At 39.2% G+C, this 23,890-nt stretch carries 17 protein-coding genes and 1 pseudogene; 11 read left to right on the forward strand and 7 right to left on the reverse strand.

Annotated elements, in window-relative coordinates:
* Positions 1-148 precede the first annotated feature (148 nt).
* Together ACM03V_RS19505 and ACM03V_RS19510 are read right to left on the reverse strand one after the other, a co-directional pair.
* Positions 149-1,213: a M20/M25/M40 family metallo-hydrolase gene (locus ACM03V_RS19505; RefSeq protein ID WP_414622460.1), complete on the reverse strand. Its 1,065-nt coding sequence runs from the start codon at positions 1,211-1,213 to the stop codon at positions 149-151.
* A 55-nt stretch (positions 1,214-1,268) separates the two neighbouring features.
* Complete coding sequence (locus ACM03V_RS19510) at positions 1,269-7,778, reverse strand: translocation/assembly module TamB domain-containing protein (RefSeq protein ID WP_414622461.1); 6,510 nt, start codon at positions 7,776-7,778, stop codon at positions 1,269-1,271.
* A gap of 420 nt (positions 7,779-8,198) precedes the next feature.
* Between ACM03V_RS19510 and ACM03V_RS19515 the strand changes: the two genes are divergently transcribed.
* The 9 genes and pseudogenes from ACM03V_RS19515 (at position 8,199) to ACM03V_RS19555 (ending at position 15,109) form a co-directional block, all read left to right on the forward strand.
* Positions 8,199-8,588, forward strand: a complete 390-nt coding sequence (locus ACM03V_RS19515; RefSeq protein WP_414622462.1) for a DUF3110 domain-containing protein — start codon at positions 8,199-8,201, stop codon at positions 8,586-8,588.
* Between the two features lie 161 nt (positions 8,589-8,749).
* Positions 8,750-9,661, forward strand: coding sequence for an N-acetylmuramic acid 6-phosphate etherase (gene murQ / locus ACM03V_RS19520; RefSeq protein ID WP_414622463.1), 912 nt, complete (start codon positions 8,750-8,752; stop codon positions 9,659-9,661).
* 240 nt (positions 9,662-9,901) lie between these two features.
* Positions 9,902-10,033 carry a hypothetical protein gene (locus tag ACM03V_RS19525; RefSeq protein ID WP_414622464.1) on the forward strand — a complete coding sequence of 44 codons (132 nt, stop codon included), beginning with the start codon at positions 9,902-9,904 and terminating at the stop codon, positions 10,031-10,033.
* A 289-nt stretch (positions 10,034-10,322) separates the two neighbouring features.
* Positions 10,323-11,504, forward strand: a complete 1,182-nt coding sequence (locus ACM03V_RS19530; RefSeq protein WP_414622465.1) for a response regulator — start codon at positions 10,323-10,325, stop codon at positions 11,502-11,504.
* Between the two features lie 38 nt (positions 11,505-11,542).
* Entirely contained in the window at positions 11,543-11,746 is a 204-nt protein-coding gene (locus ACM03V_RS19535; RefSeq protein ID WP_414622466.1) for a GAF domain-containing protein, read from the forward strand.
* A 45-nt stretch (positions 11,747-11,791) separates the two neighbouring features.
* Entirely contained in the window at positions 11,792-12,079 is a 288-nt protein-coding gene (locus tag ACM03V_RS19540) for a four helix bundle protein (protein ID WP_414622467.1), read from the forward strand.
* Positions 12,073-12,726, forward strand: a pseudogene (locus ACM03V_RS19545) (response regulator); the annotation flags it as partial. The gene ACM03V_RS19540 and the pseudogene ACM03V_RS19545, both read left to right, overlap by 7 nt.
* Positions 12,727-13,461: 735 nt before the next feature.
* Positions 13,462-14,160, forward strand: coding sequence for a CAP domain-containing protein (locus ACM03V_RS19550; protein ID WP_414622554.1), 699 nt, complete (start codon positions 13,462-13,464; stop codon positions 14,158-14,160).
* Between the two features lie 130 nt (positions 14,161-14,290).
* Positions 14,291-15,109, forward strand: coding sequence for an alpha/beta fold hydrolase (locus ACM03V_RS19555; RefSeq protein WP_414622468.1), 819 nt, complete (start codon positions 14,291-14,293; stop codon positions 15,107-15,109).
* 222 nt (positions 15,110-15,331) lie between these two features.
* Here ACM03V_RS19555 and ACM03V_RS19560 read toward each other — a convergent pair whose 3' ends face one another.
* The 5 genes from ACM03V_RS19560 to carA all read right to left on the reverse strand — a co-directional run bounded on the left by ACM03V_RS19560 (position 15,332) and on the right by carA (position 19,502).
* The gene (locus ACM03V_RS19560; RefSeq protein ID WP_414622469.1) at positions 15,332-15,634 is read right to left on the reverse strand and encodes a DUF1816 domain-containing protein; all 303 of its coding nucleotides are present in this window, start codon (positions 15,632-15,634) and stop codon (positions 15,332-15,334) included.
* Positions 15,635-15,718: 84 nt separating this feature from the next.
* On the reverse strand, positions 15,719-16,711 hold the full coding sequence (gene rlmB / locus ACM03V_RS19565; protein WP_414622470.1) for a 23S rRNA (guanosine(2251)-2'-O)-methyltransferase RlmB: 993 nt from the start codon (positions 16,709-16,711) through the stop codon (positions 15,719-15,721).
* Positions 16,712-16,812: 101 nt separating this feature from the next.
* Positions 16,813-17,286, reverse strand: a complete 474-nt coding sequence (locus ACM03V_RS19570; protein ID WP_414622471.1) for a Mini-ribonuclease 3 — start codon at positions 17,284-17,286, stop codon at positions 16,813-16,815.
* Positions 17,287-17,798: 512 nt separating this feature from the next.
* The gene (locus tag ACM03V_RS19575) at positions 17,799-18,200 is read right to left on the reverse strand and encodes an STAS domain-containing protein (protein WP_414622472.1); all 402 of its coding nucleotides are present in this window, start codon (positions 18,198-18,200) and stop codon (positions 17,799-17,801) included.
* Between the two features lie 144 nt (positions 18,201-18,344).
* The gene (gene carA / locus ACM03V_RS19580; RefSeq protein ID WP_414622473.1) at positions 18,345-19,502 is read right to left on the reverse strand and encodes a glutamine-hydrolyzing carbamoyl-phosphate synthase small subunit; all 1,158 of its coding nucleotides are present in this window, start codon (positions 19,500-19,502) and stop codon (positions 18,345-18,347) included.
* Between the two features lie 415 nt (positions 19,503-19,917).
* Here carA and ACM03V_RS19585 point away from each other — a divergent pair, with 415 nt between their 5' ends.
* Together ACM03V_RS19585 and ACM03V_RS19590 are read left to right on the forward strand one after the other, a co-directional pair.
* Positions 19,918-21,117 (forward strand): TIGR02281 family clan AA aspartic protease, encoded by a 1,200-nt coding sequence (locus tag ACM03V_RS19585; RefSeq protein ID WP_414622474.1) that lies wholly within the window; start codon positions 19,918-19,920, stop codon positions 21,115-21,117.
* Positions 21,118-21,862: 745 nt separating this feature from the next.
* Positions 21,863-23,671 (forward strand): cyclase family protein, encoded by a 1,809-nt coding sequence (locus tag ACM03V_RS19590; RefSeq protein ID WP_414622475.1) that lies wholly within the window; start codon positions 21,863-21,865, stop codon positions 23,669-23,671.
* Positions 23,672-23,890: the final 219 nt, after the last annotated feature.

The following is a 23,890-nucleotide window of genomic DNA, read 5'->3' on the forward strand; positions in this document are numbered from 1 at the left end:
ACAACCCGCGCAGGCGGGTTTTGCTTGTGTAGATGCGGTTTCAACCGCCGGATACTGCGTGGACTATGTAAATTTACAACCCGCGCAGGCGGGTTTTGCTTGTGTAGATGCGGTTTCAACCGCCGGATACGATGTGAAGCTAAACTTCCTAACTCGGCGTTGCCAAACTACCGCTACCTTCCAGCAAAGCATTCGTAACATTTACAATTAACTGCGCTGCACCGGCGAAAAAATCACGTTCAATATTAGCTGGAGTATCGCTTGGTTGATGATAAAAAGAACTACGCAAATTTGCTGTATCGGTAATTAATAAAGCTCCTATTCCTTGAATCCAAAATGGTGCATGGTCGCTACGTAAAACGTCGGGTGTTAAAACGCCTTTGAGGGGTACTGGTAAAGTAAATACAGGTGGCAATTTTGATGAATTATTAATATTTTTATCAACGTTTTTAAAAGTATTAATTAATGGTAAATGTTCTATATCACCTACCACGGCTAAAAAATCACCTTTATCGCTAATGGGAGCTATAGGAAAACCGGAGGGAGCTTTTTGACAACCTTTTGTATAGCAAGCGTAACCCACCATATCCATGACAATTACACCGCGCAAGTTTTGCAAGCGGGCTGTATTATTAACAAAAGCGCGACTACCCAATAAACCAGCTTCTTCTTGATCGAAAAAAGCTAATTGCAAAGTGCGTGGAGTCGAAGCAGAATTAAAAAGTCGAGCAATTTCCAACAATACAGCAACACCAGTAGCATTATCGTCAGCACCGGGGGAATTCAAAACGGTATCGTAATGTGCTGCAAGTAAAATTGCTCCCGCTTCACTATCAATTCCCGGTTTTTCAGCAAATATATTCACACCTTGTTGAAACTGCTCTAAAGAAGATTCCCAACCCTGCTTTTTTAATTCATTAATAATATAATTCCGGGTACGTCTGCGCTCGTCATCTGTAAAACGCTGAAAACTCAAATTTTGCACGTCAGCGAACAATCTTTCCGAATCAACTTGAGGAATATTAGTTTGTTTAATTTGTTTTGATTGAGTTTGTATTTTCGCTGCTGTAGATTCTTGAGCTATTGGAGTTTCTATTTGAATACTATTAATAACAGCAGTTTCTTTAGATGCACTAAAAAAAATATTCCCAAATAATACCGCAACCGCAACACCTAATAATATCAACAGCACGAAACCAAGATTTTTTTTCATAAATAGAAGTTAGTTGGTAACTGATAGATAAATGTTCACTGCTCACTGTTAACTGTCAAAACCTTGTTTGATATTCAATTACACCACGGCTATCATCATCAAAGTTAGTGGAACCGCGAAGACGAATTTTATCTTTTAAACGGTAATTAATACCAAATTGAAATGGATCATCTGCGGTTAAAATCTTTAAAGCGGAAATCGATATTTTATCTGTTATATCTACTCCAGCTTCTGCGGCTAATTCCACACTAGAACTGCTTTTTCCTGCTTCGGGATTGTCGGAAATAATAGTTGGGAATACTCGCAGTTCATCTAAACCAAAAGCAGTACCAATATCATTAAAAGCGCCTTGTAAATTACCTAAAACTGCGGTGCCTGCGATATTAAGCAATCCTACAGCCAAATTACCTCTTCCATCAGCGTCAAATCCACCTCCTAATAAAGCGACAATTTCTGTTTCACTACGTGATGGACTACTTTTCAATTCTAAGTTTTCATTTAGTTTACTAGCAGGGCCATTTACTGCTGCTTCGACACGAATTGTTTCTAATGCTGCTAAACCAGTGGCATTTGCTCTACTAAAGTCAGAACTTTGAATTACATCTAATACTTTAGCAAATAAACTAATATCTAAAATTGGATCGCGGGGCTGATTTTTGATAAATGTAGCGGTATTCTCTTCACCACGGGCTAGATTAAATTGGGTAGTAAATAAGTTAACTCCCCCTTTTTTTAATTTTAGAGTACCGACTGGGATGGGATTGCTAAATGTACCGTTTATATCTAATTTTCCACTAGCTTGAATGCTAACAATTGGAGGACGTTCTACTTTTACTTTTTCACCTAAAGTCAATTGTAAATTATCGAATCTTCCTCTAGTATTTTCTTCTTGATTATTTTCTGTACCTGCTTTGACACGTTTAATGTTTTTATTATTTGCAACCTCAGTATCGGCATCACCTTCGGGTAGCAATACTAAACCGTTATTTAGATTAATGTTACCGCTAACAATCGGACTTAATGCAGCACCTTTAAGAATTACATTACCTCCAACGCCACCTTGATAAATTCCTTTGAGATTTATTGCTAATTTATCTAAGGTAACTGAAAGTGGATTATTAATTTGAATAGATTCATCGTTATATATAGGAATTTCGCCTTTCGCGACTACTTTACCTTTACTAAAGTCTCCTTGAAGATTTTTTACCGCTATCGTATCAAAATCAAAGTTTACTGTTCCCGTTACGTTTGTCAGTTTTTCTGGTAAAGCTTGAGCGGAAAATATCCCCTGAGTAATAGTAGCATTTCCATTTACTACTGGTTCTTGCAAAGTTCCGCGTACTGTTAATTTAACTTCTCCTTCACCTTGTTCAAAAGCTACTTGATTGTTAAATAAATTTATGACAGCTAATCCTTCATTTTTGACATTTACATCTAAATTAATTTGATCGCTTTGGGGAGCTACTGAAGCAAAAGGCAATTTATAAGGAATACTACCGTTAATGTCAACGGGTTCGGAATCATTCACCAAGACGTTACTAGCAAATCTTAAACGTCCGTTGCTATAGCTGAAACTTGCTGCGGCTGATTCGATTCCTTTTTGGTTTAAAGTTCCTTCGGTAATTCTTAATTCTCCTTTAGTTAAAGGATTAGCAATACTACCGGCTATTGCTGCTCTACCATTAAGATTACCAGTGAACCCTATCGGTAACTTGACAAAGTTATCAACTACTTCTAAAGGAAAGTTCTTTACTTGTAAATTACCAAACTGTTCTTCACCACCAATCGCACCGCTAAAGCTAATAAGTCTATTTGTTGATTCAATTCGTAACGGTGTTAATTTTAAAATTCCGTTTTCAAAACCACCTTGAGCAACAACTTGTGTTGCTTTGTAGCGCTCTGGATCTTCTTCGGTTCCCCAAGTAAAGTTTTCACCTTTGACATTAAATTGCGTAGCTAATCCTTTATCTTTCGTTGTGTCTAGGCTAACTTCAGCATCGAAAGTTCCTTTTAAATTCGCTAATTCCGGAAAAGGAGAAGCATCCCGTCGTTGTTGTTTTTGTTTTTCTAATAATGCTTGAATTTCTGAATAGCGTCGCAGTTGAGTTAATAAATTTTGATTTGGTAAACCTACCGCAGTGGTTTCGAGTTGACTTGCTTTACCATAAGTCGGTTCTTCTAAGCCGCGCTGAATATCTTGTAATTCGTATATTTGTAATGCTGTTAAAACGTCTTGTATTTTTCCTTGATTGACTTTTAATTGACCTTTTATTTGCGGTGAATCAGATGTTTGAGTTACAGTACCCGCAACAATATAGCTGCTTTCGCCTTTGAAAAATTCACCTCTGCTAATATTTAATTTTTTACCATTATAATTAAAATTCGCAACCAATTTATCGCCTTTTAAACGTCCAACTTCTGGATTTTGAACGGCAATATTTCCCGAAGCAGTGGCAAAGGTTTTTTGATTAACTCTGACATTTCCAGTAAATGTTCCAGCAATTTTACCGGAACCAAGATAGCGATTTACTGGTAAAGGCAGTTTTAATAACTGTAAAGGAAATGCTTTTACGCTCAATGCTAAAATATCACCTTGAGATTGACCGGATGCAAATGCTTCACCCCGTTTAACTACAAAGGATTCTGGTCGATTATTAGCATTCAAATTAACTGCAATTTGGTCTTGTTTACCCGCAACATTTAACTGCAAACCGCTTCCTTGCTGCGATTTTACATTACCAGCTAAAACTGGCTCAAAAGCTATATCGTTAACTACAAAATCTTTTAACGCTACTCTTCCTACTACATTCGGTAAAGGTAATTTACCAGTTATCTTACCGTCAAAATCAACTTTCCCCGCTACATTAACTGCATTAGAAATATCTACAGGTAACTGCTGCAAATCAAAATTACTAGCTTGTATATTCAAATCTAATTGCGTAATTTCAGGTATCCCCGCACCCTTAGCATTAGCAAAAATATCACCGCTAATATTTAAACCCGGTGCAGTTGCTTTGACGATATTTAGCTTATTTCCACTCCAGGCGATCGCCGCATTAATCGGTTTCTCAAAGCCAGGAATTCCCTGAGAAAACTGCACGTTACCATTAGCTCTGATGTCAGCTAAACTGGGATTTTTCAAGTTACCAGCAAGTTGTAAATTACCAGCAAACTTACCCCGCAAGCGTTGATTTAATTTGTTTAATTCCACAGCTGCTGCATTCACAACTGCTTGATAGCGTCCGTTTTTAACTAAAATATTTGATGCTGCAATCTCACCACCTGCTGCATTTATTGCAGCATTCCCAGATAAATTAACATCTTCAAAGGAATTTAGCGAGCCAGCAACATTAAATTTACCCGTTAAATCTCCAGCTAAAATTTCCGGTAGTTGAGGTGCAAATTGTCTTAACCGTATTTGATTCGCATCAACTTTAGCTTGATATTTGCCGTTATTAACTAAAATATCCGACGCAGTTACCTTACCATCACTGGCATTTATGGTAGCATTCCCCGAAGCAGTTACATCTTCAAAGGATGAAAGCGAACCTGCAACGTTAAACCTACCCGTCAATCTTCCCGGAAACGATTGAGGAATGTTCTTAGATAATTGACTTACAAGTAAATTATTCGCATCAACCTTAGCTTGATATTTACCGTTATTAACTAAAATATCCGACGCAGTTACCTTACCATCACCAGCATTTATGGTAGCATTCCCCGAAGCAGTTACATCTTCAAAGGATGAAAGCGAACCCGCAACGTTACCTGTAATATTAAACCTACCCGTTAATCTTCCCGGAAACGATTGGGGAATTTTTGGCGATAATTGACTTACCAATAACTTCGAGGCATCAACTTTAGCTTGATATCTTCCGTTATAAACCGCAATTTCCGACGCTGAAATCCTCCCACCTGCTGCATTAACAAAACCATTCCCGGATACGGTTAATTCTTCAAAAGATTTCGTAGAGCCAGCAATATCAAAATTTCCCGTTAACTTGCCTGGGAACGATTGAGGAATTTGTGGTGATAATTGACGTACATCTATATTATTAACTCCAACTTTTGCTCGATACTCTCCCCTGGCAAACTCGATATCCGCAGCAGAAATTCTACCAGCGGCAGTATTTAAGTTTGCTTTCCCCGAAACAATTAAACTTTCCGGTGCAAAAGAATCTAAGGAGCCAGCAACGCTAAATTTACCCGTCAATCTTCCCGCAAACGACTTAGGAATTTGCTCGGATAACTCCCTAACTCGGACATTATTCGTCGCTACTTGAGCTAAATAAACCCCATTTTTGACTTGAATATTATTAGCTGCAATAACACCACCATTCGTTTTTACCTCAGCTTTACCAGTAGCTACTATACTTTCTGGTTGAAATGATTCTAAGGAGCCAGCAACATCAAATTCCCCCGTCAATCTTCCTTTAAACGACTTTGGTATTTGCTGTGATAACTGCTGCAACTGTAGATTATTTGTCCGGATTTTAGCTAAATAAATCCCGTCTTTCACCTGGATATTATTCGCTGTAATCCTTCCCCCAGCAGCGGCTAAACTAGCATCACCTTGAATCTGCAAAGTTTTTGCATCGAAATTATCTCTATTCCCAGATACTTGAAACTTCCCGCTCAAAGGGCCATTTATAGGTAAGCTCGCATCTTTTAATAAACGTCCTACTTGAACCTTAGAAGCTACCAACTCAGCAGAAAACTTTTGCTCGTCAAATTTAACAGAATTAACCGCAACCGTACCCCCAGCAACTTTTATATCGGCATTTTCGGTACGAATTTGAGCAATTTTAAACGGTGTTGAAGTACCCGAAACAATAACTTTACCGTTAAAATTAGCGCTACCAAGATTTACCTTTTCTAACTGTTCCTTACTGACAAATTGATTAATTTTGATACCCTTGGTATTCGCTACAGCCTGCCACTGCTGTTGATTCCAACTACCGTCAGCTAAAGCCGTACCGCCAGCCACAGCAAGAGCTACATTGCGAAATAAAACACTGCGGTTAGGATTTACTATTACTTCCCCCGTAGCTGGATAAGTCGCTTGAGGAGCATTAAATTTTACCAGGGTGCGAAGAGTTTCTGGTGTACCGCTTAAATTAGCTGTAGCTGCTACATTCCCAACTTGAAACGAATTTGTCGGAATATCGTAAATTCTGGCTAAACTATCTCCCGGTGCATTACCCGTGCGGAAATTAAAATTAACTTGGGTTTTTCTACCAATATTATCGTCGCCAATTAAGATTTTACCAGCACCTCGAACTTCTCCACCGACAGCAGCAGTACCGCGAATATCTGTAAAAGTAACGCTTGAATCAGCCGTCACAAAATCAAATTTACCGCTAGCGGTTTTCAATTTAACTTTATCGAAAATCCCAGGTTTAACCGTGGAAACAATACCGGAAATAACTGGTTTAGTAATAGCCCCCGTCATCGATAAATCGCCTTTGACAACTCCACCAACGGGTAAAGGCGACTGAAGATTGAGACTTTGCAAAGTATCGTTGACGCTGACTGCATTGGCGCGAGCAGTCAAATTGTAACCCTTGTTAAAATCAATGGTGCCACCACCACTCAAAGGAATTTTATCGTAACTGGTAACTACATCACTTAGTTTTACTTTTGTACCATCAAACTGCAAATTTCCTTGAGAATTAAGCAGCGGTTTCGGCATTTGGGCTACTTGAAAATCTAACCCTTCCACGCGAGCGTTGCCGTATAATAAAGGCTGCTTTTCTTCCCCAGTCGGTAGTTTTACCTGTAAATTTCCATTGATTTTCCCCCCTTTCAACTTAACTGGGAGCTTGACAAGGGGAGTAACTTCTGATGCTAATAAATCCTGTGCCTGTATTTGTAAATTACCGGCTTTATTTTTTAAACTTACCTTTCCCCCTACCGAAACATTACCAGTACGTCCCGGTTGTCCCCCGACTTCAAACCCGATCGCTTGATAATTATCAGTAAATTTTGCGTAACCGTTGAGTTTTGAAAAAACCACTGGAGAAGCAGCCTTCTGATTCTCCACAAAAGGCATTAATGTTACATTCCCATTACGCAAACGGACTTTTTCTACATCTATGGCGATCGCGCTCGGTTCATCCGGTAGCACAATTTTAGTAGTAATCCAGCGCCCTTGTTCGTCTTGATCGACATAACCAACGGGGTTGACTAAAGTTACATCTAGCTTTAATCTACGATTGAACAATAATTGTAGCGGGTCAAATCCAACCTCTATAGCATCAGCTTTAACTCGATCTGCGTCTGTTGCTGTCGCCGGAATAGCCGAAGCTCCAAACTTGACTCCAGAAAGCGTAAAACCTTTGACATCACCCAACTCCAGCGGACGGTCAATAATAGTAGTAAGATTTTTTTCTACTAAAGGAGCTAAATCTTGTTGAATAAAATTTTGTAATCGCCAAATACCAACAGAAATTCCTACAAGTAACAATCCCCCAAACGCCAATCCACCGCGACTAAGTACTAATAACCAAAGACGCTTGCGATTTTTCGATTTAGAACATTTTTCAGTAGAAGAAGAATCGATCATTTTATGTTACTTCTGACTTTAGCCGATGCAAACAGAACTGCGAATTAGACCTAAACGCGGACGTAATCCGTAAACCTTTCCAAGATAACTTGCTGAGTTGAGTAGAAAGTAGAGAATAGGGAGTATAAAAAAATTGCTCGTTTTCTGGGTGGAATACTAGAACATGAACAAACTAATGGTGTTTTTTAGAGAATAAACTTGGTCTAACCCAGTTGTAGCAGTAATTATTAAGAATTAAATCCAAATAATTAAAATTGAAACGGTACCAGGGTTAAAGCAGCAATACTTATATTCCCGTCAAAATAAAAGTGAATTCAGGAAAATGTTAAGAAAGCGAGAATTATTATCTTAACTTTCCCCCAAATGCATCCTAGAACTTTAATATGGATAGAACCCAAACAAAAGGACAGGTGATTACAGATGGGGCGCGTTTTTGTGTTAATCTTTAATGCCCGTACAGAAAACGAAGGAATTCATACAGTTCGGATCGGCGATCGCGATAAAGTGCTGATGTTTGAATCCTTAGATGACGCTGAGCGCTATGCTTTAATGCTCGAAGCGCAAGATTTTCTTACTCCTACACCCGAACCAATGGATAAAGCGGAAATCGAGCATTTTTGTAAAAGTGCTAATTATGACTATGAAGTTGTTCCTGAGAACGGCGATTTAGTTGTTCCTCCACCACAAAATCTTGAGAATATTGATTGGCGCGAGGATGATTCGACTCAAGAAGAACCAAAAGTTCCAGAAGAAGAAATGTCAAATTCCGATCTAGATAATATCCGTCGCAAACTGGAAGGATTGTTGTAAGATTCTTCGTATTTGTGATTTTAGATTAATTCTACAATTCTACGGATAAATCCGGGTATGAATTCAAATGTAGAGACGTGATACTATGCGCGTCTCTACAAAAATTTCGATTTCGCAACGAATAAATCCAAAATCTAAAATTACGGAAAAAAACAAAACATATGACAGATTTGCAAGAGCGCGGACACTTGTTAACCGAGCAAGTTAATCCCGATAGTCTTAATTTAGACCAGTTAAGTAGCGTCGAATTTATCGAACTCTTTAACCGTGAAGACGCAAAAGCAGTCGCTGCGGTTGTTGCTGCCAAAGAAAATTTGGCTAAAGCGATTGATTTGTCAGCGCAAAGTCTTAAAAAAGGCGGACGCTTGTTTTATGTAGGTGCGGGTACTTCCGGTAGATTGGGAGTATTAGATGCTGCTGAATGTCCGCCGACTTTTTGCACTCCCCCCGAATTAGTTCAAGGTATAATTGCTGGCGGTGCTGGGGCATTAGTACGCAGTTCTGAAGACTTAGAAGACTGCGCCGAAGATGGCGAAGTTGCGATCGCTCAGCGAGAAATTACCCAGCTTGATGTGGTAGTAGGTATTACCGCAGGTGGAACTACTCCTTTCGTCCAGGGTGCTATTAAGGCAGCGAAAAGCCGGGGTGCGACTACCGTATTTATCGCTTGCGTTCCATCCGAACAAGTAAGTGTAGAAACAGACGTTGATATTCGCTTACTTACAGGGCCAGAAATATTAGCCGGTTCAACTCGCCTCAAAGCCGGTACCGCCACAAAATTAGCTTTAAATATTCTTTCTACCGGCGTTATGGTCAAACTCGGTAAGGTTTACGGCAATCGCATGGTAGATGTCGCAGTTACAAATCAAAAGTTACAGGATAGAGCTTTACGAATTTTGCAGGATTTAACCAGTTTGAGTCGCGAAGCTGCCAGTACTTTACTCGAACGTAGCGGTAAATGGGTCAAGTTAGCAATTTTGATGCATGAAACTGGTTTGGATAAGAAACAAGCGTCGAAGCTGCTCACCCAATATCAAGGAAATCTCAGAAAAGCAATTGAAGCAAAAAAGTAAGTTGAATTAGGAATGGGGAATAGTTAAAAATGTAGAGACGCGATACTATGGCCGTCTCTACAATTCAATTGTTTATTTCTAGCAATCTGAAAAAAAATACTTTTAAATTTGAATTTAAACAGTGCTTTCACTTAGAAAAGAAATGGAAGTGCAGATTCTTCTATGCGTATAAACTCTATTGGCGTTTCAAAATTACCCAAAGATAATCAGAAGTGCAGTTATCTCAATAAGTAATTAATCATGTCACGTCCAGAACTTGGAGAATTTTCCAGTATTATTTGCTTTAAAGCTGCTATCGCTGGAATCGAAGAACGCGATCGCGCTAATTGCAGCAGCCCGCAAGTCGTGGTAAAAACCTTGCGAAAGAGTTAAATTCTTATGAGGTTATTTGTTGAGTCAATAAGTAAATTTGGAGCTTCTCTATAACTGTTCTGTAAATGATTCTTGAAATCTCTACAAATATATTATTTTTTTATAGATATATCTTGCAGATATTCTGGGTCTTTAACAAGAAGTATTTTTGTGCATTACTTCAAATTAGGCTAATCATCCGCAACCGGTTTGCACTCATGAAAGGGCAAACAAAGCTACGTATCTCCTGAGTTTTGCAACCGCGAGTCTGGACATTTAAGAGAAGACTTATTAATAAAGGGAACAAAGTATGAGCCATCCCGAAACGATGGTGTCGAGCGAATTACTCGATGAATTTAGAAGTTGTACTCAAATACAATATAGTGGCAAATTAAATATCAAAGGTTCCAAAGGGCACTCTTGGGTGTTCTACTACAGATTGGGACGTATAGTTTGGGCAACTGGGGGAACTCATCCCTTCCGACGTTGGCGCAGACACATGACCCAACACTGCCCGGATATTGATATTGACAAAATGCAGTTCAATTCCAAAGGTTTATCAAATAAAAATGATTACTGGGATTATAAACTGCTTGAAGTTTTGCATGAAAACCAGAAAATTAAGCGCGAGCATATAAACGGCGTTGTAGAAAAGACTATAGCAGAACTGCTGTTTGACTTAGCTCAACAGGCACATTTCAATCAAATTCAGTGCGATCGCACTAACGATGTGATATTGGAAGCGCCGATGAGTTTTACAAGTGCAGATATGTCTTTGAAGTTCATGCAAGACACGTGGAAACATTGGTCTGAAGCAGGTTTGGCTAATTTTTCTCCTGACTTGGCACCAATTCTCCGCAGACCAGATCAGTTACAGCAGATGGTAAGTCCGGCCGTCTACAAAAACTTTGTCAATTTGATGAACGGTAAATACACTTTGCGAGATTTAGCCGTCAAAATGAAGCAAAGTCCGTTACCTATAGCTCGTTCATTATTGCCTTACGTGCTTAAAGGGATTATCGAACTGATTAAAGTTCCTGATTTGCCTTTTAAGATCGGTGATGGTCAAAATATATCGAGTATAGAACCGGAGCCAGAAGCACCGAGGGGTCCTTTAATCGCCTGTGTTGATGATAGCCCCCAAGTATGTCAGATGCTCGAACAAATTCTTGTTTCTCAAGGATTGAGGTTCATTAAAATTCAAGATCCCGTACAGGCTTTACCGATTTTGATTCAGAATAAACCAGACTTAATTTTCTTGGATTTGGTGATGCCTGTTGCTAGTGGCTATGAAATTTGCGCTCAACTGCGTCGGATTTCAGTTTTCGCGAATACACCAGTGATTATACTTACGGGTAGCGATGGCTTATTGGATAGAGTTCGTGCCAAGGTAGTGGGTTCTACGGATTTTATTACTAAGCCTGTGGTTGCTGACAAGGTAATGGGAGTAATACGCAAATATATCCAAACTCCATCTCTTACTAAAATCTAGAGATTTTAGAACAGTTCCAAGTTAAAGCTTATGTAATTGTGCCGCTATTTGCAGGACAAAAACTCTGGGGTTTACTGGGTGCTTATCAAAATAGTGGTGCTTATAAATGGCAAGAAGATCAAGTGAAGTTGTTGCGCCAAATTGCGATCAACTTGGGCGTAGCTGTATCTCAAGCAGAATTCGCGCGGGAAAGTGAAGATAAATCGCGACAATTAGCGCAAACAGCAGAACGCCAGCTATGAAAATAAGCAGTAGTAAGTTCGGCTTTGATAATCGGAGGGTAGCTTTTGGCAACAAAGATAATCAATCTTTACTCTCAACTTCAACAGCATAAAGAATATGTAATTTCCAATCAATTACTCAAATCGGGTACAAGCATTGGAGCCAATATTGAAGAAGCTAGTGGAGGGCAAAGTCGAAAAGACTTCTTAGCAAAAATGTATATTGCTTACAAAGAAGCCAAAGAAACCAAATATTGGTTAAGGCTATTAAAACACTCTAATTTAGTCAAAATTGATGTAAATCAAGAACTTATATATATAGATGAAATTATTCGTCTTTTAAGTTACCTTTAGGTCAAGCAATTGCTCCCCCAAAATATGTTTACGGTTGTAGTAGTTTAGCTAATGGTAATTTAATTCTAGTAATTGATGGAACTTTGCTACCATCCATTGGCGAAATGCAAGCGTCAATTGATTATACGGCTCTACCACCAGGGGTTTCTAAAAAAGCTTTGCAAATGTCGGGAGAAATAATCACATCTAAAGCACTACTTGCTGCTTCTAAATCTACAAATAATCCTCAAATTACTTCAGGGCACAAAGCAAAGCCGGCTGTTGCTAAATCTTCAAAAGTTGTTTTAGTGGTAGATGATGCGATTAGTTTGCGACAAACCATTTCATTAACTTTACAGAAATACGGTTATCAAGTCGTACAAGCTCAAAATGGTGTAGAAGCTTTAGAAAAATTGCAGCATCATCCCGAAGTTGATTTAGTAATTTCCGATTTAGAAATGCCTCGGATGAATGGTTTTGAATTGTTAAGTAATTTGCGTCAAAGTCCTAATTTAGGAAATGTTCCTGTAGTTGTGCTTACTTCTCGCAGTGCAGAAAAGCATCGTCAGCTTGCAGAAGCATTAGGTGCAAACGCTTATTTAACCAAGCCTTATTTAGAACATGAATTTCTTTCTCAGGTTGAGCAGTTGGTAACGAGTAATGGGTAATCAAGGGAGTACGAAACGGGGAACAGAAGATAGTTCGAGAGTATTTTTTGGCTTCCTTGGGAAACTATAGTAATTCCTGCGGAAAATAAGTGTTTATATCGCAGCCCGCCGGGGACTGCAAGTCCCCGTCTAATAGCGAAAGTCCTATAAAACTTACATCTTGCACCATTGTTGTTAAGCCCGAATACCCGCCTTGTAAGCCGGAGGCTTTCTCGCAGAGAAATCAATTTCAAGGCTAATATACAAAGTACGTTAAAACGTACTAAAAGCCTTGCTCAGTCTGATTTATCAGACTTTGTATTTGAGCCTGGGAATTTATTCCAAGGCGGTGTTGAAAATGGTGCAAGATGTAAGATAAATAGGACTGGGTAAAAAAGTTTGTAGTCAGGGCTTTAGCCCCTAATTATAGCACTGAAGTACTTACTACTAACTATTCAAAAATAATGAAAAAGACTACTACTAGCGAGCAAAATGCTCCTACTACCGAGGCTACACTAACTTCTAAATATTAATTTTAAAGAAATTTAAAACCCCGGCTTTTTCAAAAACCGGGTTTTTAATAGTACGAAAAAACCATAATTATTACTTCTTTCCTCTGTTCCCCATTCCCTATTCCCTCTTCCCAAAACTCATGTACCGATAACTTTTTAATGTCCGCAATCAGGAAACTGATGTTAATATCATGAATCTATAAGAATGCTTATACTATATTCTCATGGGTTTATGAGGTTGTTGATGCGTCGGATACTTTATTGGGTAGCCCCTTTTAGCCTACTTGCGGTCTCCTCTGCTGTCGAAATTATTGAACCAATGCCTCCCGTGTCGGAAACTCCTTCAAAAACACCATTGTCTGTAAGGCGGGATAATAACCTTTCGGTTTTAGAACAACGAGTAATTGCCGAAATGAATCTGGCTCGGACAAATCCCCAAGCTTATGCTGCTATATTAGAAGATTATAGAAAACGCTTTGAAGGTAAACGAGTCAAAATTTCTAGAAATGTTTATTTAATAACTCAAGAAGGGATTCCTGCTGTTGATGAAGCTATTCGCTACCTAAAAACTGTTTCTCCCGTACCTCCGGTAATTACTTCAAAGGGAATGTCTTTAGCTGCTAAAGATCATGTCAAAGATCAAGGTCCTAAAGGTATCGTCGGTCACAACGGTAGCGATGGTAGCGACCCTTTCAAACGTTTAAGTCGTTATGGAAAATGGCAAGTCACTGCTGGTGAAAATATCAGCTACGGTTCTCACACCGCAAGGGATATCGTCATGCAGCTAATTATCGACGATGGAGTTCGCGATCGCGGTCATCGAATCAATATGTTTAATCCCGATTTCAAAGTATCCGGTGTTGCATTCGGAATTCACACTACCTACAGACAGATGTGCGTTATCACCTACGCTGGAGGATATAAAGAGTCAGTTAGCAGTTAACAGTGAACAATTATCAAAGTTTAATTACATTAATTACCCATTCCCAATTATCAATTACCAATTACCAAAGTTTAATTACATAAATGCCAACTCCTAACTCCTAACTGTTCACTGATAACTGTTTCAATAAATGCACCTCAATACTTACACTAAAGGTCAAGGTTTCCCGATTCTCTGCTTGCACGGACATCCCGGTTCGGGTTCGAGTCTTTCTGTATTTACAAATCATTTATCGCAACGCTTTCAAACTATTGCTCCAGATTTGCGCGGATACGGCAACAGTCGCTTTAATGACAATTTTGCGATGACAGACCATTTAAGCGATTTAGAAGTACTTTTAGACCGATTCCAAGTTGAAAAATGCTTAGTACTGGGATGGTCTTTAGGCGGTATTTTAGCGATGGAGTTAGCCCAGCGACTTCCACAAAGGGTAAGTGGTTTAATTTTAATCGCTACAGCGGCAAGACCACACGGCAATCATCCACCTATTACATGGCAAGATAATCTCTATACGGGTATTGCTGCTCTTTTAAGTATTGTAAATCCTAATTGGCAGTGGAATATTGATACGTTTGGCAAGCGTTCTCTTTTTCGCTACCTAATTCAACAACATACTCCCACTGCTTACAAATATATTGCTTCATGTGCGATACCGGCTTATTTACAAACTTCAGATAAAGCAACTCGCGCTCTTTATTCGGCGATTAGGGCTGGATACAACAAAGTTGGCGACTTAAACCAAATTCAATGCCCTTCCTTGGTACTCGCAGGTAAAGAAGACAGACATATAACAGCCGAATGCAGCTTAGAAACTTCTCAACATTTACCGTGGAGTCAATTTCACTGTTATCCAAATACAGCCCATCTTTTCCCGTGGGAAATTCCCCAGCAACTATTAAATGATATTGACTGCTGGTTGAAGGATAATCCACAAACCATACGATTTTAGATTTTAGATTTTAGATTTTAGATTCATTCAAATTTACGCACAAATTAATTTGTAGAGACCTGTTAGATCGCGTCTCTACATTTTCGGAAATAACATAATCATTTTCAATAAAATAAAGCATAAAGTATGGAATAAGCCAATTTTTCTTATTCATACTTTACACCTGATTTTTTTAACGAATGGTGCCTAATACAAAAAGCTTTCAATACAGAAAGTTTTCAACTACATTTGACCGCTAAAGACTGGCTTTACTTTACGGTCAAACCATTCCCCCAAGTCTTCAGAAATAGTCAAGACTTTTGGTTTACAACGTTTAACATTAACAATTATATTTTGCGCTCCTTCGAGTTCAAGGTCTTCTACATAGCCTTTGACAGATGCTTTTGCTTCCGTGCCGTTGAGAAAAGGCCCAAAATAGTAAGTACACTTAGGATTTTGAGTACCAATCTCTACCCACCAAGCTAAGCCAAGGTTATCAAAGATGTTGGTCACAAATTCTTTGAAAGGATTTCCAATGATGTTCATGGTTTTCGTCTATTACTAAAGTTGATAGTGGTTGTTAAAGAACTATGCTGTCGTTTTTTTGCCTTTACACTTCTTTATACTCTTTTACATATGGTTTTTGGAAGAGGTTTTTCGCAAATTTTCTAAATTAAGCGTGTTACTCCAGCGTTGACGATAGATTTCGTATAGTGCCATACCTGCTGCTACTGAAGCATTGAGGCTGGGAGTCTTGCCCTGTAAGGGAATCGATACTAAAACATCGCAACACTTTTGTGTCAGCATACTTAAACCTTCGCCTTCAGAACCAATCACTAAAACAATTGGTGGCCCATTAAAATTTACGGTGTGTAACGGTTCGCTCGCAGAACTAGCGGCACCGTAAATCCAGAAACCGGCGGTTTTCAATTCTTCCAAAGCACGGCTGAGATTTACGACTCTAGCCACGGGAAAATGATCTAAAGCTCCAGTTGCTACTTTCATTACCGTAGAAGTAATACCGACAGCCCGACGCTGGGGAATCACTAATCCTTGGGCACCGATGGATTCAGCCGTGCGAATAATTGCTCCTAAATTGTGGGGATCTGTAATACTATCAGCAACAACTATCACTGGTGTATCTGTTACGGATTTCGCCTTTTCGATCAAATTCTGTAAATCAAAATATTCGTAAGGAGCAGTTTGTGCTGCTACTCCTTGATGATTACCATTTTTAGTAATTTGATCTAAGCGTCTGGGTTCCACCTCATCTATGACTGTGCCATTGCCTTTAGCTTGTAAAAGCAAATCGTGAAAACGGTGATCGTAGCGCAAACGAGAAGTAATCCAAATGCGGTTGAGAGAACGCTGGTTTTCCAAACTACTCAAAACCGAATGACGGCCGTAAATTAGGTCGCTAGTTTCTTCGACTTCTGTAGACGATGATGATGATGGATATTCAAAATTAGAGCGATTCTGACGAGACTTATTAATTACAGGGTTATAATTTTTATCTTTAGATTTATCACCGGATGGAGATGGCAAGCGCTTACCTTTGAGTTTTAAAGAAGGTTTCCGGCTCGAATCACCATCTATCTTAATCTTTCTTGGTTGGTTGGTCATATAGGTATTTGGTAGAGCTTAGATGTAAGGCATCTTCTCTCACTTTTTTTTAACCGAAGAGCGCAGCAATTATTGACATTTAATAGTCAGATGTTCTGTTACTACTCTAGAAGGAGTTTTTGCAGAAGTTCGCTCAATCGTTCGGTGTCAGTGAGATATAAATAGCCAATCAAAGTTTCTAGACTTGTAGCCTGTCTGTATATTTGGGGTTCTACACGTTTGGGACGACCTGTAGCGGCGTTACGACCCCTACGGACAATTTCTAATTCATTACTATTGAGATATGGATCGAGCAAATGTAACATTTTGGCTTGCGTTTCGGCTCTTACTTGTGCCACTACCAACCTATGGTAACTTTCCACTTTTTGGGGTGGTAGCAAGTAATATCTCCTGATATACAGTTCGTAAACTGCATCGCCTAAATAAGCAAGAGCGGTAGGGGAAAGCTGCTGTAGTTGCGACTCAGAAAGTTTCGGTAACAATTTTTCTGCATTTGGTCTTGATTCATCAAAGCCAAATACATCTGATAGAAAAGTTTTTGAACCTGCACTTAATTGTTTTTCCTCCTTGGTCACAACTCAATTCCTTGCGTAATGGTTAATAATTATCAGGAAGTGATGTAATTTTGGAGTTTGCTTACTAGTCGCTTGTCAGGGTGATGCTTCACGCTTCTTACCGCTATCGCTACAAAAGTTTCCCGATCATTTTAGCTTGTTATTTCAGATTCATAGCATTGATTTTAACTTTTATTTACGCCAATTTTATTAACCATAAATATTATATCTATCGCTATCATATAAAACATTATCTTGAAATGAATTAATTTTGCAAACAAAAATATCAAGATTTGTCTTTGTAAAACACCTACCAGCTATAAATTATAGTTATCACATATACACAATTAAATATATGTATCTTAAATATTAGCAAACTAAATATTTTAGGTTCTTATTTTTATGCTCCGATTGAAGGAAAATTATTTTTTGGAAAATTTTATTCTACCTATGAGATTAATTTACTAATAAAGAAAAATTTAGCTATCCAGATTGAAATATCGGATAGCTAAGAAGGAACGACACTCAAGCCGTCAAGAAGATTTGGTGTTTTCTAAGGCTTTATCAACTGAACTTTGCAAAGCAAGAAACTTTTCCAAACGCACTAGCTTGACTGTCTGAGTAACGCGGGCATTGGTGACAATTTGAAAGGTACCTTCGGCGGTTTGGGATTGCTTTGCTAACTGTACCAAAGCTCCTAAACCGGAACTATCTACAAAGTCAATTTGTGAAAGATCCAGAATGACGTGTTTGGGACCTTCGTCAATCTTACTACTAAGTACCTTACGAAATGTCGGCTCGGAAAATGCGTCTAACAAACCTGTGAGGCGGAATAGCTGACAACTATCCCGGACTTCACGAGTACCTCGCAGGCTAACGGTTAGATTTAGTGGTTCAGCTATAATTCCCTCCTCGTGGTGAAAGCAAACGCTCAAGTATAGATGTTTTTTGTGTCTGTTGTCTACTTTAACCGCTACTTACCGCAAAAGACAGCAGAAGTTAGAAATTCAGCGATTAAAAAAGGAACGATTAAATTTGGCTCCAATTTTTCGCTTTCTTTATTTTTACCCCACTTTTACTCAAGCGGTAATTGTTTGACGAGCTTTTTTCATCGATTCAACAAACTGCTCAAATAAATAATCTGCATCGTGAGGTCCTGGAGATGCCTCTGGATGATATTGTACCGAGAAAATTGGCAAAGTTTTATGTTTGACTCCAGCAACGGTACTGTCGTTTAAGTTGAGGTGGCTAATTTCCACATCACTGTGAGTTAAAGAATCGGGATCGATGGCAAAGCTGTGGTTTTGAGAAGTGATTTCGATTCGTTCTTTCAAACCTGCTGGTTGATTTAAACCACGATGACCAAATTTTAGTTTATAGGTTTGCGCCCCTAAAGCTTGACCTAAAATTTGATGTCCCATGCAAATGCCAAATATGGGCTTGTCGGATTTTAATAGTGCTTTTGCGGTTTCAATTCCTTCGGTAACAGCGCTGGGATCTCCTGGCCCGTTAGAAAGAAATATTCCATCTGGGTTATGTTTGAGTATTTCCTGAGTTGGAGTATCTGCTGGAACTACAATTACTCGACAACCATGACTTGCTAAGCGACGCAATATATTTCGTTTAACGCCAAAGTCTAAGGCTACTACTGTAAATTTTTCTTGCGAACTTGTTTTAGAATCTATATTAAATTCCCATGCGGCTGTAGTCGCTTCGGACCATTCGTAAGTTTCTGAAGTTGTTACTTCTTTCACCAAATTTAATCCGCTCATCAGGGGAGCTGCATTCACCCGTTCTAATAATTCATTTGGGTCAAGTATTTCGGTAGAAACACCGCCATTCATAGCTCCAACGTTGCGGATTTTACGAGTTAAAGCGCGAGTATCAATCCCATAAATCCCCGGTATATGATGCTCTTTTAAATAGTCGGGCAAAGATTGAGTTGCTCGCCAGTTACTAGGGCGATCGCAAATATTTCTGGCGATACAAGCTTTAAGTTGAGGCTTATCTGACTCGGCATCTTCTGGATTGACACCAGTATTGCCTAGCTCCGGATAGGTAAATACGATGATTTGACCGCAATAGCTGGGGTCAGTCAGCACTTCTTGATATCCGGTCATGCCGGTATTAAAAACTACTTCTCCGATAGCGGTGCCGGTTGCACCAAAAGACCAACCGCGATAGCTGGTTCCATCTGCTAGGACAAGTAGAGCCGGTGTTGCGTCAAACAGAGGCATAAGCAATAAAACTATAAAGCAACAATAGGTAATTATCTATTGGGCACGAACGAAAGATAATTATAATGTATCGCGAGGTACAAAGGAGCTGCTAATTATAAAGGAGTTGTGGAATTATGAAAGGAAAAGTACAACAATTTTTTTTTAACTTTACTTTTAAGTACTATTAACCGATCAAAACTGGTTGAAAATCTTAGATACTATTTGTAAACTGCTTATCCCCGTTAATGACTAAAATAGTAAAAAGGTATTCTATATATAAGATAAGGAGAAATTTAATTTCTAAGAGAGAGAGATATTTTTCTGACTACGAAAAAACCAGGCAGATAGTGGCGCTCGTCCGACGTTAAATAAATCATTAAACCCTTGAAAGTAGATTTTTGCCCCCAAGGGCTTGGTAAAATCAAAAATTATTATGCTTGAGCCTTTGAAAACCCGTGCAGCATTAACTTTACTATGGAGCGCACTGACTATAGTTAGTGTCGCCTGTAGCAAACAATCAAAAACTGTTAAAATTCCCCAGAAGCAGCAATCGGTGTCAACTACGCCGTTGATGGTAGATTCGGCTGGCTCGCAAAAAGAAACATCCAGCCCAGCAAAACCAATCTCAAATAAAACCGAGCAAAATGTAGAACCAACTTCCTTTGAAATGGGATTGGATAAAGCTAGTGGTGGTTTTAGTGTCAGTCAATCGGCTCAATCGTCAGAAGATTGGAAATTAGTCGCTGATTATTATCAAGATGCCATTAATTTGATGAAATCAGTCCGCTCCCAAAGTCGCTACTATCCGATCGCCAAAGTAAAAGTTAGAGAATACCAGCGCCATTTTGATTATGCTCTGGAAAAATCAGTTGCTATAAGTCAACCAGTAGAAGCACCAGAACCTGAAAGAATAGTGGTAACAGTACCACCCTTGAAAGAATCGATCGCAAAAGAATCGATCGCACGTCAAAAAATGCAGGTTCCTCCAGCTGTACAAAAGATATTACAACAAAATTTACAATCTCAAGCAGCCGCAGTACCGATTCAAGTACCCACTTCATTGCCACAGTCGGAACCGCCACAACCACCACCAACACGTCAGCCGATACCCATACCCGTCGATACACAATCTGTATATGCTGCCGCTGCCGTACCTATTCGAGAAAATATTCCTCAAAAGACGGCATTCCGCGCCCCAATTAAGCGGCGCATTGGGGGTACACCAATTATCGATGTCACTTTTAACGGCAAACAGCGATTTGAAATGATTGTTGATACGGGTGCTAGCGGTACCGTAATTACCCAGCGAATGGCTAAATTACTTGGCGTTACTACCGTTGGCAAAGCAAAGGCAAATACAGCTTCAGCCGTAGCGGTAGAATTCCCCATCGGTTATGTTGATTCTATGGAAGCCGGTGGTGTCAAAGTTAAGCAAGTTGCTGTGGCGATCGCCGGAGAGGAATTGCAAAATGGACTGTTAGGTCATGACTTTTTCGGTAACTATGATATTACTCTCAAAAGCAATGTTGTCGAATTTCGTCCTCGCAGTGATTCCGAAATCCCTCTACAAAAAGCCCAAAAGGAAACTAGAAAAAGTATTCCGATTTATCCCAGGAAGCTTTTTGAGGAGTAGGGAGTGGGTAATAGGTAATAGGTAATGGGTAATGGGTAATTGGTAATGGGTAATGGGTAATTGGTAATTGGTAATTGGGAAATATTAAGAAGAACAAGATAGTTGTTGGGGAATAAGGGGTCTGTACCCCGATATAAATCGAAGAATTAAAGTGTAGTATTTGGATACGTACAGTTAGTCGCTTACCAACCCGCGAACGGTATATGCGAAACTTAGCACGATTAAATATTCTTCGATATACGGTAGAAGCAAGAAATAATTTTCTTTGTTCCGTAATTTTTCTGATGTCTTAAACTAAATTTAACCTTTTCTTAGCTCAATCTTAGTGCCCAAGGTGTTAACTTAAATAGTAATTCACTTTTTGCTGCAACATTTGAACTTCCCCCGCACCTTTGAGTATATAAGGTTCGGGGGATTATCTATTTTCAGTGAGCAGTTATTCGATTTTAGATTTTGGATTTTAACAACTTTTGGATTTTAGATTAGACATCTCCGACAAAGAAAAAGACCCCTCTCCAAACCTCTCCCCCACCCCTGAGAGGCTTTAAAACCCCACTTCCCTCATAGGGAAGGGGGGTAGGGGGGTTAGGTTTGCGTATAAAATTAAACTACCTAAATGTTTTCCGGAGATGTCTATTGTAGAGACGTAGCACTGCTACCTCTGTTATTGAGTTAGGTATTTCTCCCTGATCTCCCCATCTCTCTTCAGTGCTGAATTAGCGTAATATAGTAAAAATACGGCGCTATGGATTCTTTTGCGAAAGTGTCTCTACATAATATTTTTGTTCCTTCTTTGTTAGATAAAGCTAAATCTTATTTATCCGAAACTGTTGCACCAAAGGCGGCGGAAATAGATAAAACGCCAGATGCTTTGTTTGAGGCTTTGCAAGGTTTGGGGAATTTAGATTTATTAGCGTTGAGGGTTCCGGAAAAATGGGGTGGTAAGGGATTTGGCGAGGTAGATTACGGTAATTTTCAAGAGTTGGTAGCTAGATATTCTGGGGCTTTAGCTTTTTTACAAACACAACATCAAAGTGCTGCTGGGATGTTGGTTGCGGGTGATAATTCTACGCTTCAACAAGAGTATCTGCCGCTTATGGGTAGTGGAAAAGTTTTACTAGGCATTGGTTTTTCTCATTTACGCCGTGGAGGGGAGCCGATAATTACAGCCGAATCAAAGCCGGGGGGTTATCTCATAAATGGTGTTGTACCTTGGATAACTGGATTTGGATTTTTCCAAGAATTTATTGTTGCTGCGGCTTTACCGGATGGAAGTGCTGTTTTTGGAATCGCTCCTTTTCAAAACACCCAGCAAGCAGGGGGTGAAATAACGTTTAATCCTCCCGCAGAATTGGCGGCAATGAATTCAACAAATACTGTTTCGGCGATTTTAAATAGCTGGTTTCTGCCTGAAGAATTGGTAGTTTCGATTAAACCACCGGGTTGGATACAGCAAAGCGATCGAAAGAATCTTCTTAGAGCTACTTTTCTCGCTTTTGGATGCGCTGAGGCTGGTTTGGATGTTATTAAATCGGCGTTTGAGAAGAAATCGTTATTTTTTATCAATGATGCTTTCAATTCTCTGCAAGCAGAATTAACTAGCTGTCGTAGTGCGATCGCTTCTTCTAGGCAGCAAGAGGTAGAATTTACGCAAAAACTAGAATTAAGAGCTTGGGCAATTGATTTAACAACAAGAATAGCTCACGCGGCAGTAACTGTTTCTAGTGGTGCTGCTAATTACACTCATCATGCAGCACAGCGGGTTTATCGTGAAGCTTTGGTGTTTACTGTCACCGGGCAAAGTAGTGCGATTATGGAAGCTACTTTAAAAAGGTTAACGCGGAATTTTGCCCCACAAGATAACACTTCTGGAGAAGTTATTTATTTGAGCCATATTATTGATGAAAATATTCCTCAATGGGAAAACGATCCATCAGTAGAATTTGAAACGGTAGCAGATTGGGAAAAAGAAGGTTATTATCTGCGTCGGTTTTCAATGGGAGAACATTCTGCTACTCATATTAATGCACCGATAAGTTTCGATCGCAATGGTGCAGGGATAGATGAATACCCTGCTAATTCACTAGTTTTACCTGCTGTAGTTCTAGATATTTGTGCTTCTGTGGCAGTGAATCCCGATTATGTACTGAGTATTGCTGATATTGAGGTTTGGGAAGATCGATACGGGAAAATTCCCGATAAGTGTCTGGTGTTATTAAAAACGGGTTGGCAAGAAAAATGGAATGATAAGAAAGCATTTTTTAATAAAGATGTTGAAGGAAATATGCATTTTCCAGGTTTTGGTGTTGATGCAGCTGAGTTATTAATTCAAAAAAGAAATATTGCCGGAATTGGAATCGATACTCACGGTGTAGATGGGGGTAAAGATGTAAATTTTACTATCAATCGCTTAGTTTTAGATCGATCGCGCATTGTATTGGAGAATTTAACTAATTTAGAACAGTTACCGCCTACCGGAATAAAAGTTGTAATCGGAATTTTGAGATTGCGAGGAGGCAGTGGTTCTCCTGTAAGCGTGGTAGCTTTACTATAGGGTTTTCTTCCGTACTTAGTAAGAAGAAAAATAATAAAAAAGGGAACAGGCAACAGGCAACAGGGAATAAAAAATAGTATTTACGATTAATCTCGATTTATACAGCTTGTTCCTTTTGCATAGTAAGAATTTCAAGCTTTTAAGCAATAAATGACCGCATAGTATGTACGGCTATAATCATAAGTTTAAATACCTGAATTTTAATTAATTTACTTTCCT

This window comes from Calothrix sp. CCY 0018 (genome assembly GCF_963920925.1).
Lineage (GTDB): Bacteria > Cyanobacteriota > Cyanobacteriia > Cyanobacteriales > Nostocaceae > Rivularia.